Raw genomic sequence first — 17,140 nt, 5'->3', positions numbered from 1 at the left:
CTAAAGGATGCAGTAATGATTTGGCTCCTGATGGTGCCGCGCTTCTATAGGGGAAATGCTTACCTGGATAGAAGAACGGGAGTAACAGAAAAATGCTCTTCAGTTTGGAGAGGTCCGCTTTACCTGAAGTGAATCCAGGTTGATATAAAAATTATTTTCTATTTATGAAGTCAAATCATGTGAAGTATTATACTTATTTGAGCTGAAACAGGGGTAGTGCAATAAATTCCTGCTGAAAGAAACCTTGTGGAACGGTCCCTGTAGAGCGCAGAAGCGCTTTTTTTCTTTAAGACGGGAAAAGACTTACCATCTCGAATATAAAGATGAATTATGCTATTATATATTGTTGCAAACTAGACCATGCATAACCTAAAAGGGGTTTTTACCATGATATATTTGGATAATAGTGCCACCACACCACCTTATCCAGAAGCAGTAAATACATTCACCCAAGTATCTCAGCAATTTTTTGGGAACCCTTCTTCTCTTCATTCGGTAGGGCTGGACACAGAGATGCTATTAACAAAGGCAAGAAGCTCGATCGCCAGGCTTCTTCATATTGCCCCTTCAGAATTAATCTTCACCTCAGGAGGAACTGAGGGGAACAATCTTGCTATTAAAGGAGCTGCATTGGAGCACCAAGGCAGAGGAAAACATGTAATTACTACAGAAATAGAACATCCCTCTGTGAAAGAAGCTTTTTTTCATTTGGAGAAGATTGGATTTGAAGTAACCTGGCTTCCGGTGAATAATGAGGGGCGGTTGGAGGTCGAAACTCTGGCTGAATCACTAAGAGAGGATACTATTCTTGTGTCTGTCATCCATGTGAATAATGAATTGGGGACAATTCAGCCAATTGAAGAAATCGGCACAGTTTTAAAGGATTGGCCCAAAGCGGTTTTTCATGTGGATCATGTACAGGGAATGACCAAAGTGCCTTTATCGTTTAAAGAGGCCCATATAGATTTATGTACTTTTTCAGCTCATAAGTTCCATGGGTTAAAAGGAACAGGAGCAATCTATATTCGAAGTGGCGTGAAACTGTCACCTCTTTTTCATGGGGGCAGTCAGGAGCTTGCTCATCGTCCGGGAACAGAAAATGTAGCTGGCATTGCTGCTATGGCGAAAGCATTAAGGCTCTCTCTGAAAAAAAGGAAAAAGAGAGAGACAAAATGGAGCGGCTGAAAGAAAACTTGATAAATGCATTGGATAAAGTAGAAGGAGTATATGTTAATACTCCACGGAAAGGGAGTGCCCCTCATATTGTTAATTTTTCCATACCAGGGGTGAAGCCTGAGGTGCTTATCCAGGCACTGACCAAAAAAGACATACATGTTTCAACAAGGTCAGCTTGTTCTTCGCGATTACATGAACCGAGTGAGGTACTTCTTGCAGCAGGTAAGAGCAGAGCACGGGCAGAGAGTGCCATTAGAGTGAGCTTTTCTCTGGAAACGACAGAAGCGGAAATTGAAGCTTTGCTAGGGGAATTACATTCTCAAATACCAGAATTATTGAAAGTTATGGGAGCGAATAAAAAATGATTTATGATCACATTTTAGTGAGATATGGTGAACTGGCGTTAAAAGGAAAAAACAGAACTGCTTTTGAAAAGCAGCTGCAAAGAAATATTAAGTATGCTCTGACGGCTCATCCGACGAGCAAGATCAAACGTACTTTTGGCCGAATGTTAATAGAAATTCATGATGAAGATCCAAAGGAAATGCTCGAAAAGCTGAAGCATGTGTTCGGAATTTCTTCCTTCTCTTTAGCCATAAAAACTGAAAATGAGGAAGAAAAAATAAAAAGAGGGGGCCTTCAGGCCTTTTTAAACCACAGTCCCAAGGCTGCTACATTTAAAGTCAGTGCACGTCGTACGTATAAGCCTTTTCCGATCCCTTCCCAGCAGTTAAATCCTGTGGTAGGAGCTCATATTCTAAGAAATACAGAAGGGGTAACAGTGGATGTGCACAACCCGGATGTTGAAATTACAGTTGAAGTAAGAGAACAAGGCACGTATATAAGCTGTGGAAGAATAGAAGGAGCGGGAGGACTTCCTGTTGGGACAAGCGGAAAGGTTATGCTAATGCTTTCCGGCGGGATAGACAGTCCGGTGGCCGGGTACATGGCCCTTAAACGAGGAGTGGACTTGGAAGCCGTTCATTTTCATAGTCCTCCTTACACAAATGAACGAGCCCGCAAGAAGGTGGAGGACCTTACACAGATCTTGACGAAATTTGGGGGGAAGATTAAGCTTCACATTGTCCCTTTCACAGACACGCAAAAAGCGATCCATCAACATATTCCTTCAAGCTATGCAATGACTGTGATGAGAAGGATGATGCTGAGAATTACTGCTCATATTGCTGAAAATAGAGGAGCAAAAGCGATCGTTAATGGAGAAAGCCTAGGACAGGTTGCCTCCCAGACTCTTGACAGCATGTATTCTATCAATGAAGTGACAAACCTTCCCATTCTGCGTCCTCTTGTCACCATGGATAAGCAAGAAGTTATTCAAATTGCCCATCAGATTGACACGTACGAGACATCGATACTGCCATACGAGGATTGCTGTACAATCTTTTTGCCTTCTGATTCTAAAACGAAGCCAAACAGGGAAAAATCAAATCGTTTTGAAAACCGATTAGATTTTCAGCCTTTTATCGAAGAGGCTGTGCAGAAGGTAGAAACGGTTGAATTGGGCCCTGCTTCTGGCAAAAAAGAAAATGTGATCGATGATTTATTATAAAACTCTCTAGTAGGAAAAAAGGGGACAAAAACGAGATACCCCTTTTGGTAATCTGAATGGTGTTACATTTCTCGTAATGATGGCATTCGTTCTCATCGTTGTCTGAAAAATCCTTTTCATTCATGAATTACCTATATTTTTACTACATGAACAAGGGGGTCCAGGTAAAGGCTAGTTGATGAGGAGGTGAGAAAGATGGCTAACAATAACTCATCAAATCGCTTGGTTGTACCTGGAGTCCAACAAGCTCTTGACGAAATGAAATATGAGATTGCTCAAGAGTTCGGAGTGAACTTAGGAGCTGACACGACTTCCAGAGGCAACGGTTCTGTTGGCGGAGAAATTACAAAGCGTTTAGTTCAAATGTCCGAACAGCAATTTAGCAATGGGCAGCAGCAACAATAAAAATTGAATAATATGGCTATACGAGGAGAAGGCATGGCCTTCTCCTTTTGTGAGTTTATGTATTTTCTAAGAAGAACAGCAACGCAGTATCCTTTTGAGTTGAAAAGCCTGCTTACTTTTGGGAAGATGAAGACTAGAAAACGAAGATACGGGGTGAGAAGAGCGGTGGGCACACTTTGGTATAACGGCAAGATTTATACAATGAATGATGAGAGTGAATCAGTAGAAGCCGTTGTTACACATAATGGACGAATTAAGGCTGTTGGTACTAAAAAGGAAATGAAAAATAAATGGAACGAAACGATCACCACATACGTAGATCTTAAAGGAGGCGTTGTATTCCCCGGGTTTGTCGACAGTCATTTACATATGATTGGTTATGGTGAGAGTATGCTTCGCCTGGATTTATCACAGTTGAAGTCTGCTGACGATATGAAAAAAGCTCTGCTTGAAAAAGCAAGGGAGTTAAAACGGGGGCAGTGGCTTTTAGGAGAGGGTGGAATGAAAACAATTTTCCGGACAGAAAAATTTTTCACCGTCAAGAACTGGATGAAATTGCTCCTGACAATCCAGTAGTTCTTACAAGAGTATGCCGTCACGCAATCCTGGCGAATTCTAAGGCCCTTGAACTCGGCCAGGTTACTGCAGAGACAGAAAATCCTTCTGGAGGGGTTATTGTAAGAGATAATGACGGAGAGGCGACAGGTTATTTATTGGATGCAGCTCAGGAACTAGTAAGAGAAGCAGTACCAGAAGTAACCGATGAGTATTTAGAGGAAGCTTTAACGGCAGCATTGGATGATATGGTGAAAAAAGGACTTGTGGGCGGCCATACAGAGGATTTGAATTATTACGGAGGGTTTGCTCAAACATTTGATACCTTTACTAAGGTGATCGATGGCAAGAAAAGAAAATTCAGAGCCCATTTACTCGTGCATCATGAAGTGGTCGAAGATATGAAAAACAAAGGGTTTACATATGGAGAAGTAAATGAATATCTTTCCTTTGGCGGGATGAAAATCTTTGCCGATGGAGCTCTTGGCGGCAGAACTGCCTTGTTACGACAACCTTACAATGATGCCCCTGAAACTTCTGGTGTAGCCATGCATACGAGGGATGAATTAAAAGAGCTTGTTAAAAAAGCCCGATCTTTTGAAATGCCAGTTGCTATCCATACGATTGGGGATTTGGCATTGGAATATGCGATAGAAGCAGTGGAGGAGTATCCGGCTCCCCCACGTACAATGGACCGCTTTATTCACCTGCAGATTGCTCCATCAGACCTTAGGGAACGACTTAAAAGCCTTCCGGTTGCATTAGATATTCAGCCGAGGTTTGTCGCTTCTGATTTTCCTTGGGTCGAAGAGCGCCTTGGTACATGGAGGCTGCCATATTCTTTTGCATGGAAAACTCTTCTCAAGGAGGGATTAAACTGTGCTGGAGGATCGGATGCTCCCATTGAACCAGTGGATCCCCTGTTAGGAATACATGCCGCAGTCACCAGAAAAAGCCCGGGGGAAGACCATGAAGGTTATATGCCGGAGCAGAAACTGACTCCCTTCGAAGCAGTCAGCTTGTTTACAACAGGAAGCGCCAAAGCCATTGGAAAAGAAGAAACCTACGGAAAAATACTTCCAGGTTATGCAGCGGATTTCACGGTATTAGATAAAGATATTCTTACTGCTCAACCTGATGAGATTTTGACTGCCAGTGTGCTTCAGACTGTTATAGATGAGACAATAGTATATCAAAAAGAGGAAGAGGAGGATTAAATATGAATGGGAAACGTTGGATAGCTTTGGGGATTGCCGCATTATTGTTACTAGTCTCTGTGTCCTTTCAATTTGTTTCAACAATAGCAACAGGTAACTTTGAAGGGATGTTTGAGGCAGGTGATGAGCCATGGGAAGAGCATATTGTAGAAGATGGCAGTGAGCTGGGAAGAATAGCTGTGATCGACCTTGAAGGCGTTATTCAAGATACAGGTACAGACCAAGGATTGTTTTCTGGAGGTATAACCATAGAGAATTTCTTTATATGCTTGAACGTGCCGGAGAAAACAATGATATTGAAGGGATAATAATTAATGTGAATACGCCTGGCGGAGGGGTCGTTGAAAGTGCAGAAATTCATGATCGCATCGTAGAAATCCAGGAAGAACAGGGGAAACCCGTGTATGTGACGATGGGCAACCAGGCTGCTTCTGGCGGCTATTACGTGGCTGCCCCGGCTGATCGAATCATAGCTCATCCTGCAACCATTACTGGTTCCATCGGGGTGATTATGCAAAATATAAATATAACAGAACTAGCTGATGATCTAGGAGTAGACTTTACAACGATCCAAAGCGGACCATACAAAGACATTATGTCAGCGACCAGGGAAATGACTGATGACGAAGAAGAAATTTTGCAAAGCATCATTGATGAATTTTACGATGATTTCGTTACAGTTATTGATAACGGCCGAGATAATCTGACAGAACAAGAGGTGCGAGAGTTAGGAGATGGCCGCATCTATTCCGGCACCCAGGCTCACGATGTAGGCTTAGTTGATGACTTAGGAACACTTGCGAATGCCATTGACATCATGAAAGAGGAATATGGTTTAGAAGGAAGCCAGGTTGTCCGTTTTGAGCCGACTTTTCGTTTTAACCAGTTTTTAGGAGTAACAGCCAGAAATTTAGTTGTCAGTGATATGGAGCTGCTTGGGATAAATAAACTTCTCACCGAACCTAATGCTCCTAGAGCCATGTATTTGTACACGGAATAGGAGGGGGAAGTGACTATGGATACTACGTATAACGGAGAGGAAACAAGAACTCCTGAACGAGAAGAAAGTCTAAGACAGGAGCAGTCTTAGAGGAAAGCCAAAGATATGCAGGGTTTTGGATGAGATTTTGGGCTTACATTACAGATCTCATTATTGTATTTAGTGTCAACGGACTTCTGCTTATACCATTTGCCTTTATTGAAGGAACTAACATGAACCTGTTTGGTTTTTTAACAGCCCAAGGAATTATTTCGAGTTTGTCAGCATATATATATTTTCTTTTGATGACAAAATACTTAGGGCAGACTCTTGGAAAGATGCTTTTTGGTTTGAGGGTTATAAAAAAGACAATGGCGTTTTAAAATGGTCTGATGTCCTGTTTAGGGAAGTGGTCGGACGGTTTATTCACAGAAGCTTGTTATTACTAATATTCTTTATATCGTGGTAGGCTTCACAAATGAAAAACAAGGAATTCATGATATGTTCTCCGATACACGGGTCATTCATGAAAGAAAGTAAGAGAGCGGCACAGCCGCTCTCTTTTTTACGTTCAATGAAAAAGTTACGCTGCCTGGTTAAGCAGTGAGGCAGCCATGTTATATGTCAACAAAGCATCTTTTGATGGAAATATAAAGTAAATGAAATAAAAGCTATTCGTTTTACAAAACCAAAGACAAATTGGCAAACAAGTTTAAAGAAAAAATTGGTTGTCAATAATGAAGAAAAAAAGGTGGATATTATGATATGGATGTGGTGGGCGTTAGGCATAATAATAGCACTGCTAATCTTGCTATTAATCACCCCAATTCGTCTTGATGTTACATATTGGCATAATGGGGACGATGACCAGCTCACGATAAAAATAACAGTGTGGAAGGTCATATCCAAAACCATTGAAGTCCCTGTTATTGCCATAGACAAAGAATCCCCCTCCTTGGTTTTTAAAGAAGAGGTAAAAGGAGCGGGCGGGGACAAAGAATATATACGAAAAGAAACGCCAAATGAATTAGTGGAGCAAGTACGTGAGCTTAACCGATGGCTGCAGCAGATTGTCGGTCTGCATCGAATTGCCCGACGCTTTTTAAAACATGTAAAAGTTAAACGCTTTAACTGGAGCAGCAGCCTTGGGGCTGGGGATGCCAGCACGACCGGATGGCTTTCCGGACTGATTTGGTCCATAAAAGGGTCAATGGCGGGTCTGTTGTCTTCATATCTTACGCTAAAATGTATTCCGGAGCTTAAAGTAGACCCCATTTTTCAGGGATGGGCTTCAAAAACTCATTTAGAATGCATGGTAACTCTTCAATTAGGGCATGCTATTTTTGCGGGAATATTAGTTGTGCGTCACACAAAAGGAGAATTCAGTTCGCTTTTTGTAAAGCACAGGCGTTCGGAATCACATAAAAAGGAGGCATAACAGTGTCTGAACATCCAATTCAAGGTCTTATGAAAACAGCGATGGAAAATTTAAAAGGGATGGTAGACGTTAACACCATTGTTGGTGATCCCGTTGAAAGTCCTGACGGAAGTGTCATTGTCCCTGTTTCAAAAGTAGGTTTTGGTTTTGCTGCCGGAGGAAGCCAGTTTATTATGTCTGAGAAGAATGAAGAAGTAGAAATCCCTTTTGGCGGTGGTAGCGGGGGCGGAGTTTCCATTACCCCTATTGCTTTTCTCGTTGTTAACTCTACAGGGATAAAAATGATTCACCTGGATAATAGTACCCACCTTTATGAGAAGCTAATGGAGTTCGCTCCACAGGTGGTAGAAAAAATTCAGCAAATGGTAAACAGCGGTCAAAATCAAAGCGGCGGAATGACCCCGCCAACACAGTCTCAAAATAATCAAACCCCGCCTTTATAAGAAAAATGGCCTGTCCTTCATGCAGGCCGTTTTTTTTATCTGCAGCTTTCTTTGTTATATCTTGTGGTTGACTAAAGATGTTCGGTTACATCTTTAATAAAGATTTATCTAAAATGTGAAACGACCCTAAAATGGTAAATGCTTGAAAGAGGGGCGGCTGTCATTCTAAGATGGACAGGAAGATATTTCAGGGAGGAGATCATATGGCAAAAGTAACTTTTAAAGGCAACCCGATGACATTACTAGGAGAAGAAGTAAAAGAAGGGGACACCGCTCCGGACTTTACAGTATTAGCAAACGATCTGAGCAAGGTTTCGCTCATGGACACAAAAGGAAAGGTAAGGCTGATTAGTGTTATCCCCTCTATTGATACAGGAGTATGTGCAGAACAGACTCGCCGATTTAACGAAGAAGCAGCCAATCTGGATAATGTAGAGGTACTCACTATCAGCTGTGACCTTCCTTTTGCACAGAGACGCTGGACGGCAGATAAGGATATCGAAAATGTCCAGACACTGTCCGATCATAAGGATCTTTCATTCGGAAAGGCTTATGGGGTTGTTATGGAAGAGTTAAGGTTGTTGGCTCGATCTATTTTTGTAATCGACAGCAACGATAAAGTAACCTATACGGAGTACGTTTCAGAAGGAACAGACCACCCTGATTATGAAGCTGTGTTAAAACATTTAAAAGAGCATACAAACGGGTAGGTACCCATAAGTTGTGTATAGGTGTTTCCTTTTTCAGGAAACACCTTGTTACTTTACTCAGGAGCTTATGGCGTCAATATCGCTTAGTGATGTTCCTCAGCCATGGCTATGGCCTTTGTTTCATGCACGGTTCCAAAAGGGTGCTCTGGAGGTGCATAGATAGTGTAAAGCTTTAGAGGTTGGTTCCCGGTATTGGTTAGATTGTGCCACATTCCAGCAGGTACCATGATAGCGTAGTCTGCAAAAGCTTCTTCTTCAAAATCCAATTGATCTTCGGTTTCTCCCATTTGAACGAGTCCTTGCCCCTCTTCTATGCGTAAAAATTGATCAACATCAGGGTGCACTTCCAATCCAATATCTTCACCAACATCGATGCTCATAAGAGTTACCTGCAAGTGCTCCCCTGTCCATATGGCTGTTCGAAAGTTATTGTTTTCTTCCACAGCTTCTTCAATATCAACGACGAACGGTTCCTTTCCATAGTCACTTATCCGCGTATCTGCCTGGTCTCTTAAAAAGTCAAGTTGAGCCGTTTGTGCTTGATTCTCGTATAAAACCCGGGCAAGAGTATTTTGAATAAATGGGTGAAGAGTAAGTAAACAACTCTTTTGATATGCATCTTCCCCCTTGACTTCTTTTTCATAAGCTTTTTGCAGTCCTTCTTGATAGTTGTTAAAAGAAGCCTTTTCAATTTGGTACGCAGGCTTCTTGCCAGTGATAGCGGTGTATAGAGAGGTGAGTTCCCTTACGTGTCGTCTTTTGTTTTCTGCAGCTTGAAAAAGGTCATTCCTATTTTTTTGGTTTGGCGCTATCTGAGCTAAACGGCTGTAAAGATCAGTAGTAGAAGCTTCTCTTTTTATCCCAGCAAGCAAGGCTTCCAGTACTTGACGATTTGTTCCTTGGGCTCTTGCCATTTAGAGCGTAAGGAGTGTCTTGCATTTTCAACATAATAAGGGCTCTGATATACCATAGGCACATAATACATATTGGATCATCCTTTCACCGTTTATGAAAGTATCATATGCCTAATTCATAAGAACGTACTTCAATAAAACATGTCTGATGTAAAAACCTGCATCTTTCGTGTTTCCCTCTGCTGTAAGGGTCTCACGTCTCACTTCTAAAAGGTTTCTTTTCAAAGGAGGTTTTGCTATACTGTCGAAATGGATAAGTATCGGAGATTAGAGGAAAGGAAAGATGAAAATGGAACCGACAACGAAAGTTGAAAAGCTCTATGCTTTAATAGATGATATGGCGGTAACAATACAGGAGCACACTGATCGAACGTACCTGGAGTCGCTGGCGGAAGCAGGCGAAAATTTATTCCAGGGGAAAGTGGTACAAGAGATTCCAGAGAACCATAAAGATAAACTGGAAAAACAGCTTCAAGAAGAAACTCCCGAAGAAATCAAAAGAGAAGAAATCAGAAAAGCATTTCAGCTTGCAGTGATTAAAGGAATGAAAGAGGCAGTGCAGCCCCACCATGCCATGACGCCGGATGCTGTTGCGTTATTTATGGGATATCTTGTCCAAAAGCTGGTAAAGAAAAAGGAACATGTGACCCTTCTGGACCCGGCGCTTGGAACCGCCAACTTAACAACAGCAGTATTAAACCAGTTGAGCAAGGAAGCAGTAACGTATGGAGTGGAGGCAGATGAAACGCTGTTAAAACTGGCTTTTGTTATTTCCAACCTCCAGGAATATGAGGTGGAGCTATTTCATCAAGACAGCATCGAGCAGCTTTCGGTCCCTCCTGTAGATGTAATTGTTTCAGATCTTCCAGTAGGGTATTATCCTAAAGAGCATGTAGCTGAAAACTTTGAGCTTAAAGCAAAAAAAGGGCAATCCTATGTTCATCATTTAATGATTGAAAAAGCAGTGCAATCATTAAAAGAAAGCGGTTATATGGTCCTTCTTATTCCAAACTTTATGTTTGAAAGCGAAGAAGCTTCCGCGTTAAATGAATATATAAAGAAACATGCTATCACTTTGGGGCTGCTGCAGCTTCCAAGTTCCATGTTTAAATCAGAACAATTTGGAAAAAGTATCTGGATTTTACAAAAGAAAGGGAAAGAGGCTGTGCAGCCTCGCCAGGCCCTGCTTGCAGAGCTTCCGTCTTTTACGCGCCAGGATGCTTTACTGGATATGGTGCGCCAAATTGATAAGTGGTTCAGCGATGAATTAAATATTGACTAATAACTACGGGTCTTTCTTTATGAAGAAAGGCCTTTTTATTTTTGTTCGCGCTTACTTGTCTGAATATCAAGAAAGGTATGAATATGGTTGATATAACAGGGGTTTTCTTGCATTTTATTTCGACAGGTGTTTACAATGATGAAAGGAAATTCTGGATAAAAGAGTAGATAGTTGATATCTGGAGAAATTATTTCTATAAACTTTATCTTATTTAAAACATGCAGGGTGAAAAAAGGAGCGTCAATCTATGTCAAAAATCATGGCAATTAATGCAGGAAGTTCTTCCCTTAAATTTCAGCTTTTAAATATGCCTGAAGAAGAAGTACTAACAAAAGGCCTGGTAGAGAGAATAGGGCTGGACAATCCACAGCTGACAATCGAAGTGGAAGGGGAAAAGAAAAAAGAGACATTTTCTATTCCTGATCATGAAGCTGCTGTAAAGAAGCTGCTCGACAGCCTTACTGCTAATGGAATTATTCAATCTCTAGATGAGATTGATGGAATCGGCCACCGTGTCGTTCATGGGGGCGAAAAGTTTTCTGACTCTGTTCTAATTAATGAGGAAGTTCTTGCAGGCATTGAGGAAGTTTCCGAATTGGCTCCTCTTCATAATCCAGCTAATATTGTAGGCATCCGTGCTTTTAAAGAAGTCCTTCCGGAGGTCCCGGCAGTGGCAGTGTTTGATACAGCTTCCATCAAACCATGGAAAAAGAAAAATACCTATACAGCATTCCTTATGATTATTATGAAAAATACGGAATCCGTAAATACGGATTCACGGTACCTCACATAAATATGTAAGCGAAAGAGCAGCAGAGCTACTTGATAAGCCTGCTGAAGGCTTGAAGCTTATTTCTTGCCATATCGGCAATGGAGCCAGCATTACAGCAATCGATGGAGGGAAGTCTGTGGATACATCCATGGGATTTACACCGTTAGCTGGCGTGACCATGGGGACGCGTTCCGGGAACATTGATCCAGCTTTAATTCCTTATCTTATGGAAAAGACAGGAAAAGAAGCAGGAGAGATCGTTAACATCTTAAACAAGGAAAGTGGGATGCTTGGTTTAAGTGGTTTTTCAAGTGACCTTCGTGATATTGAAGAAAAAGCAGGTAATGGTGATGAACAAGCACAGACAGCCTTAAACATTTTTAACTACCCGCATTCATAAGTATATCGGCACCTACGCAGCGAGTATGAATGGCGTGGATGCAGTGATCTTTACAGCCGGCGTTGGAGAAAATAGTAATGTGGTAAGAGAAAAGGTACTAAAAGGGTTTGAGTTTCTTGGCCTTTATTTTGATGAATCAAAGAACAATGTACGCGGCCAAGAGGCTTTCTTAACGACAGAGGAATCCCCGGTAAAAGCCCTTATTATTCCTACAAATGAAGAGGTTATGCTGGCGCGTGATACAGTTCGACTGAGCAGCTGATTAAACAAAAGATCCTTGTGATACCACAAGGGTCTTTTCACGTATAATAAAGGTAGAGGGAAAGTGTATGTATGGTAAAGTTGAAGGGCTATGCTTTTTAAACTATACACATTGTGATATGAATAATATAGTGTGATCAGACAAAGGAGGGTAACCAGTGACCTTAACCAATTTAGAAGAAAAGCGCCTCTATGAAATAGAACGGTGGGAGGATGAATTCTTTTCACACGTGCCTACTGATTTTGAAGTTACATATCAAAGGCTTTACAGAGAAGGCTTTAAAAAGCTGCCAGAAAAGAGAAAACAAAAGTTACTTGATACCGTAGATAAATTTTTATTTTATGCTCAGTCTTTAACCTTGAATTCTCGTTTTCACCAAGAAGCAACAGAGCGAATTATTACTCAAGCAAGGATATTTAATGAAGAAGTTAAGGAAATTCAAGATATGAAGAGCTTAAAGCTTCATCAGCTGCATTTTATCCATTCGCAGCAGGCGGCGAAGCAGCGTCTCATTTCTTTAGGGCAAGGGGGACTGTCGGGGGCCGGAGGAGTACTGCTTATCGGTGCTGACCTTCCTGCTATGCTTATTATTAATTTACGGGCCGTGCAGCTTACCGCGTTAACTTTTGGCTACGACTTACGAAAACCTTATGAAATGATGCTTGCGATCAAAGTATTCCATGTAGCATCTTTGCCAAAAGGCATGCAAAAGAAAGCTTGGGAAGAGGTGTTACAGGAGTGGGAAGAAGAAGATTCAGATTATCCTTTCTTCTATGGTGGAAAAGAAGAAGTCATTAATCCTTCCTGGTTCCAGCAGCCGTTAAGGCAAGTCGGGAAAGCTGCTGTCATTACCTTAGCGAGGAAGAAGCTGATTCAAGGCATACCTGTTGCCGGTATGTTGATCGGTGCAACGGTAAATTATAATTTCTCGTGCCAGGTAACTGAAGTTGCAAAAAACTTCTACGAAAAACGCTATTTATATGAAAAAAGCCGTCTGTAGGCAAGAAGCTGCTTTTCTTTAGAAGGCAGAGGCTGAAGATAGAGGCTGGGACAAAATCCAGCTAATAAGAAAGGCTCTCACCATCGGGGTGAGAGCCTTTTCTTATCTAAGAATTCTAATAAGTGCTTGTTCAAAAAAGAAAAGTGAAAACCTACAAGCGAGCTTTAATCTAACGTTATATGCTGAGTTGTTCGATACCATATCCAAAGATCATTTATCAGTGAAGCCAATTCCGCGATTTCCAGATTCAGCCTGCAAGAGGTTTCAAAGTCTTCTTCCTTATCAAGCATTGCTTGTTTCTTATTAATGATGTTCTCAATTTCTTGTATCCGCTCAGGAATTTTCCCGCGTATTTCCTCCCACTTTTCCAGGATCACGTCCTGACAGGCTGGAGAATAATTTTCCCACTCAATTTCTAATTGAGGAAGAGAGATGCCGAGTCTTTGATCATGAATAAATCGGTATTGCAACGGGAACCCTCCTAACTGTACACGTTTTTGCTATTTTATCATAAACAACCAAATGCTTGGACAGAGCAAGGAACAACTTTAATAAAAAGAAATGAATTCTCTGTAGACTTTTTTACCTGCCTGATTATATGATAAAGAAGGCTTGTGACATTGGAGCTGGCAAGGGCAGGGAGAAGTTGAATTAACGGGATTTATATTTTTTAAATTTTTTCTCGATACCTATTGCAAAAATATAAGTATGTGGTAAAGTATTGAATAAACATAAGTTGAATTGAAAAAACATGCATTAAAAACAAAGAGGAGCTTCCTCTTATTTCTTTGAAAATGAATGTATAAAAATAATTACTAAGGTATTTATATTCACGATATACACGGAGGGATTATTAATGAGTAAAAAGAAAGTAGTACTTGCATATTCCGGAGGATTAGATACATCAGTAGCGATCCGGTGGCTTACTGACCAAGGATGGGACGTAGTAGCCGTAGGACTTGACGTCGGTGAAGGAAAAGATTTGGATTTCGTAAAAGAAAAAGCGTTGAAGGTAGGCGCTATTCAGTCTTATACAATTGATGCAAAGAAAGAATACGCGGAAGACTTCGTTCTTCCTGCACTTCAAGCCCATGCATTATATGAGCAGAAGTATCCGCTTGTATCTGCTTTGTCCAGACCTCTCATTTCTAAAAAGCTTGTAGAAATTGCTGAACAGACAGGAGCCGATGCTGTGGCTCATGGATGTACTGGAAAAGGGAACGACCAGGTAAGGTTTGAAGTATCTATCCAGGCACTAAATCCAGACCTTGAAGTCCTTGCACCTGTAAGAGACTGGGGCTGGTCAAGAGATGAAGAAATCGAATACGCCAAACAAAACAATGTGCCTGTACCCGTGAATTTAGACAACCCATACTCTGTCGACCAGAACCTTTGGGGAAGAAGTAATGAGTGTGGAATTCTTGAAGACCCATGGGCAACGCCTCCAGAAGGAGCTTATGAGCTGACCAAGCCTCTAGAAGAGACCCCTGACGAAGCGGAAGTCATTGAAATTGAATTCCAGCAAGGGAAGCCTGTAGCCATTGATGGTAAAGCTTATCAGCTTGATGACCTTATCCTTTACTTGAATGATATAGCCGGCAAGCACGGCGTTGGCAGAATCGACCATGTAGAAAACAGAATGGTAGGGATTAAATCAAGAGAAGTATATGAGTGCCCGGGTGCTATGACGTTAATTAAAGCACACAAAGAACTAGAGGACCTTACTCTTGCTAAAGAAGTAGCACATTTTAAGCCGATGATTGAACAAAAGCTTACAGAGGTTATTTATAACGGCCTATGGTTCTCTCAGCTTACTCCAGCCCTTCAAGCATTCCTTGCTGAGACGCAAAAAACGTCACTGGCGTAGTCAGAGTGAAATTGTTTAAAGGGCATGCAGTAGTAGAGGGCAGAAAGTCAGAATTCTCCCTGTACAATGAGAAGCTTGCAACCTATACCCCAGATGACGAGTTTGACCATAGTGCGGCAGTAGGGTTTATTTCCCTATGGGGTCTGCCTACCAAGGTTCAAAGCATGGTAAATAAAAAGGGTGTAAACGTATGACCAAGCTTTGGGGAGGACGTTTCACAAAGAGTGCAGAAGAGTGGGTGGATGCCTTTGGGGCATCCATCCCTTTTGATCAAAAGTTAGTGGAAGAAGACATCCAGGGAAGTCTTGCTCATGTAAAAATGCTGACAAAGTGTGAAATCCTTTCTGAAGAAGAAGGAGAAAAGATTCAACAAGGATTACATACGCTTTTAAAAAAAAGCAAAAAATAATGAGCTTGAATATTCTGTGCAAAATGAGGATATACATTTAAACCTGGAAAAGCTGCTGATTGATGAAATAGGTTCCGTAGGAGGCAAGCTTCATACGGGAAGAAGCAGAAACGATCAGGTAGCTACTGATATTCACTTATATTTACGAAACCATACAAAAGAAATTATGGAACTTATAAAGCAGTTTCAAAAAGCCATTCTCGGCCAGGCTGAGGAGCACGTTGAGACGTTAATTCCAGGGTACACACATTTACAGCGTGCACAGCCTGTCTCTTTTGCTCATCATTTAATGGCATATTTCTGGATGCTGGAGCGTGATTATTCACGCCTTGAGGATGGCCTGAAAAGAATAAATGTGTCTCCTCTGGGGGCAGGTGCCCTTGCAGGTACCACTTTCCCCATTGACCGTGAATTTTCTGCGGAGCTATTAGAGTTTGACGGCATTTATGAAAACAGCTGGATGCTGTAAGTGACAGGGATTTTATTATTGAGTTTCTCGGTACGGGTTCAACGATTATGATGCACCTTTCCCGTTTGGCAGAAGAGTTTATTCTCTGGTCAACCCAGGAATTTCAGTTTATAGAGCTGGATGACACGTTTGCGACAGGAAGCAGTATTATGCCTCAAAAGAAAAACCCGGACATGGCTGAATTGATTCGAGGAAAACGGGTCGGGTATATGGAAGCCTGTTTTCTTTATTAACTACGTTAAAAGGGCTGCCTTTAGCGTATAATAAAGACATGCAAGAGGATAAGGAAGGCGTATTTGATGCCGTTACTACACTTACTGGTTCACTGAAAATCTTTACTGGCATGGTTGAAACGATGACTGTCAATAAAGAGAAAATGATAAACGCCACTCATTCTGATTTTTCCAATGCAACTGAGCTGGCTGATTATCTTGCCGGAAAAGGAATGCCGTTTCGAGAAGCTCATGAGGTTGTAGGGAAGCTTGTCCTTCAATGTATTCAACAAAACAAATATCTTCTGGATCTTTCCTTTGATGAATATAAGGATGCAAGTACGTTGTTTGAAGAAGACATTTACAACGTACTTCAGCCCAAGACTGTTGTGGAGAGAAGAAACAGTGCTGGTGGAACGGGCTTTGAACAAGTCAAAAAAGCGATTGAATCAGGCAAAGAAAAAGTTAATCAAAAAGAACAATAAAAAACGGGTGTCCAAAAAGGACATCCGCTTTTTACATCATGTACTTTATGAGTCTTTGCGTACAATAAGAACATCGCATTTTGCGTGGCGTGCGATCGCTTCTGATACACTGCCGATTAACATGCGCTCCACCGCATTTAATCCAGTTGCTCCAGTGATAATAAGATCTGCCTCCACTTTCTTTGCTACGTCTTTTGGGATTTTCACTTTAGGTGAACCAAAATCGATGATAGTGCTTACGGTTTCCACACCGGCAGCCTCAGCTTCTGTTTTATACTGATCCAACAGGTCTTTTCCATACATTTCTGCCCTGCTGACAACTGTGCGGTCGTATTGTTCAATGGTAGCAAAGGTACGTGTATCAATAATATGAGCGATCACTAATTCTGCATTGTTTTCTTTTGCAAACAAATAAGAACGCTGTAAAGCCCTTTTGGCTTCTTTTGAACCATCCACGGCGACTAAAATTTTTTTGTATTGAGACATGTTACCTTCACCCCCCTTTGTCATATACCCATTCTATTAATCTATTATAACATGTAAGGGGTTACATTTTGAACTGTCATAAAAAACTG

The 17,140-nt window shown here is 41.4% G+C and carries 13 protein-coding genes and 5 pseudogenes; 15 read left to right on the top strand and 3 right to left on the bottom strand.

Annotated features, from left to right (window positions below; genetic code table 11):
- Positions 1–387 precede the first annotated feature (387 nt).
- The 10 genes and pseudogenes from JCM19033_RS02450 (at position 388) to tpx (ending at position 8,493) form a co-directional block, all read left to right on the top strand.
- Positions 388–1,541, top strand: a pseudogene (locus JCM19033_RS02450) (cysteine desulfurase family protein).
- Positions 1,538–2,746, top strand: a complete 1,209-nt coding sequence (gene thiI, locus JCM19033_RS02445) for a tRNA uracil 4-sulfurtransferase ThiI (RefSeq protein WP_054635131.1) — start codon at positions 1,538–1,540, stop codon at positions 2,744–2,746. The pseudogene JCM19033_RS02450 and the gene thiI overlap by 4 nt, the downstream one beginning before the upstream one ends.
- Positions 2,747–2,941: 195 nt before the next feature.
- Positions 2,942–3,151, top strand: coding sequence for an alpha/beta-type small acid-soluble spore protein (locus JCM19033_RS02440; protein WP_054635130.1), 210 nt, complete (start codon positions 2,942–2,944; stop codon positions 3,149–3,151).
- Between the two features lie 12 nt (positions 3,152–3,163).
- Positions 3,164–4,923 (top strand): annotated as a pseudogene (locus tag JCM19033_RS02435) (amidohydrolase).
- Between the two features lie 2 nt (positions 4,924–4,925).
- The gene (locus JCM19033_RS27025) at positions 4,926–5,231 is read left to right on the top strand and encodes a hypothetical protein (RefSeq protein ID WP_306301194.1); all 306 of its coding nucleotides are present in this window, start codon (positions 4,926–4,928) and stop codon (positions 5,229–5,231) included.
- Positions 5,189–5,923, top strand: a complete 735-nt coding sequence (gene sppA / locus JCM19033_RS02430) for a signal peptide peptidase SppA (RefSeq protein ID WP_306301193.1) — start codon at positions 5,189–5,191, stop codon at positions 5,921–5,923. Before JCM19033_RS27025 ends, sppA begins: the two co-directional genes overlap by 43 nt.
- 119 nt (positions 5,924–6,042) lie before the next feature.
- On the top strand, positions 6,043–6,285 hold the full coding sequence (locus JCM19033_RS27020; protein WP_306301192.1) for an RDD family protein: 243 nt from the start codon (positions 6,043–6,045) through the stop codon (positions 6,283–6,285).
- Between the two features lie 377 nt (positions 6,286–6,662).
- Entirely contained in the window at positions 6,663–7,340 is a 678-nt protein-coding gene (locus tag JCM19033_RS02420) for a DUF2953 domain-containing protein (RefSeq protein WP_054635129.1), read from the top strand.
- 2 nt (positions 7,341–7,342) lie between these two features.
- Positions 7,343–7,783, top strand: coding sequence for a GerW family sporulation protein (gene ytfJ, locus JCM19033_RS02415; RefSeq protein WP_054635128.1), 441 nt, complete (start codon positions 7,343–7,345; stop codon positions 7,781–7,783).
- 203 nt (positions 7,784–7,986) lie between these two features.
- Positions 7,987–8,493 (top strand): thiol peroxidase, encoded by a 507-nt coding sequence (gene tpx, locus JCM19033_RS02410; RefSeq protein WP_054635127.1) that lies wholly within the window; start codon positions 7,987–7,989, stop codon positions 8,491–8,493.
- Between the two features lie 83 nt (positions 8,494–8,576).
- On the opposite strand, the gene JCM19033_RS02405 is transcribed toward tpx, so the two are convergent.
- On the bottom strand, positions 8,577–9,407 hold the full coding sequence (locus JCM19033_RS02405; RefSeq protein WP_054635126.1) for a cupin domain-containing protein: 831 nt from the start codon (positions 9,405–9,407) through the stop codon (positions 8,577–8,579).
- 289 nt (positions 9,408–9,696) lie between these two features.
- Here JCM19033_RS02405 and JCM19033_RS02400 point away from each other — a divergent pair, with 289 nt between their 5' ends.
- The 3 genes and pseudogenes from JCM19033_RS02400 to JCM19033_RS02390 all read left to right on the top strand — a co-directional run bounded on the left by JCM19033_RS02400 (position 9,697) and on the right by JCM19033_RS02390 (position 13,123).
- Positions 9,697–10,689, top strand: coding sequence for a class I SAM-dependent methyltransferase (locus tag JCM19033_RS02400; RefSeq protein WP_054635159.1), 993 nt, complete (start codon positions 9,697–9,699; stop codon positions 10,687–10,689).
- Positions 10,690–10,936: 247 nt separating this feature from the next.
- Positions 10,937–12,123 (top strand): annotated as a pseudogene (locus JCM19033_RS02395) (acetate kinase).
- 157 nt (positions 12,124–12,280) lie between these two features.
- Positions 12,281–13,123, top strand: a complete 843-nt coding sequence (locus tag JCM19033_RS02390) for an EcsC family protein (protein WP_054635125.1) — start codon at positions 12,281–12,283, stop codon at positions 13,121–13,123.
- A 164-nt stretch (positions 13,124–13,287) separates the two neighbouring features.
- Here the strand turns inward: JCM19033_RS02390 and JCM19033_RS02385 are convergent, their stop codons facing one another.
- Complete coding sequence (locus JCM19033_RS02385; protein ID WP_054635124.1) at positions 13,288–13,593, bottom strand: hypothetical protein; 306 nt, start codon at positions 13,591–13,593, stop codon at positions 13,288–13,290.
- 386 nt (positions 13,594–13,979) lie between these two features.
- On the opposite strand from JCM19033_RS02385, the pseudogene JCM19033_RS02380 reads away from it, so the two are divergent.
- Together JCM19033_RS02380 and argH are read left to right on the top strand one after the other, a co-directional pair.
- Positions 13,980–15,184: pseudogene (locus tag JCM19033_RS02380) on the top strand (argininosuccinate synthase).
- Positions 15,181–16,565: pseudogene (gene argH / locus JCM19033_RS02375) on the top strand (argininosuccinate lyase). Before JCM19033_RS02380 ends, argH begins: the two co-directional pseudogenes overlap by 4 nt.
- Positions 16,566–16,610: 45 nt before the next feature.
- On the opposite strand, the gene JCM19033_RS02370 reads toward argH, so the two are convergent.
- Positions 16,611–17,051: a universal stress protein gene (locus JCM19033_RS02370; protein WP_054635123.1), complete on the bottom strand. Its 441-nt coding sequence runs from the start codon at positions 17,049–17,051 to the stop codon at positions 16,611–16,613.
- Between the last annotated feature and the right edge of the window lie 89 nt (positions 17,052–17,140).

The sequence above is a fragment of the Thalassobacillus sp. C254 genome, assembly GCF_001310615.1.
Note: the sequence above shows the minus strand (reverse complement) of the source record. Positions and strands in the feature narration are given on the sequence as shown.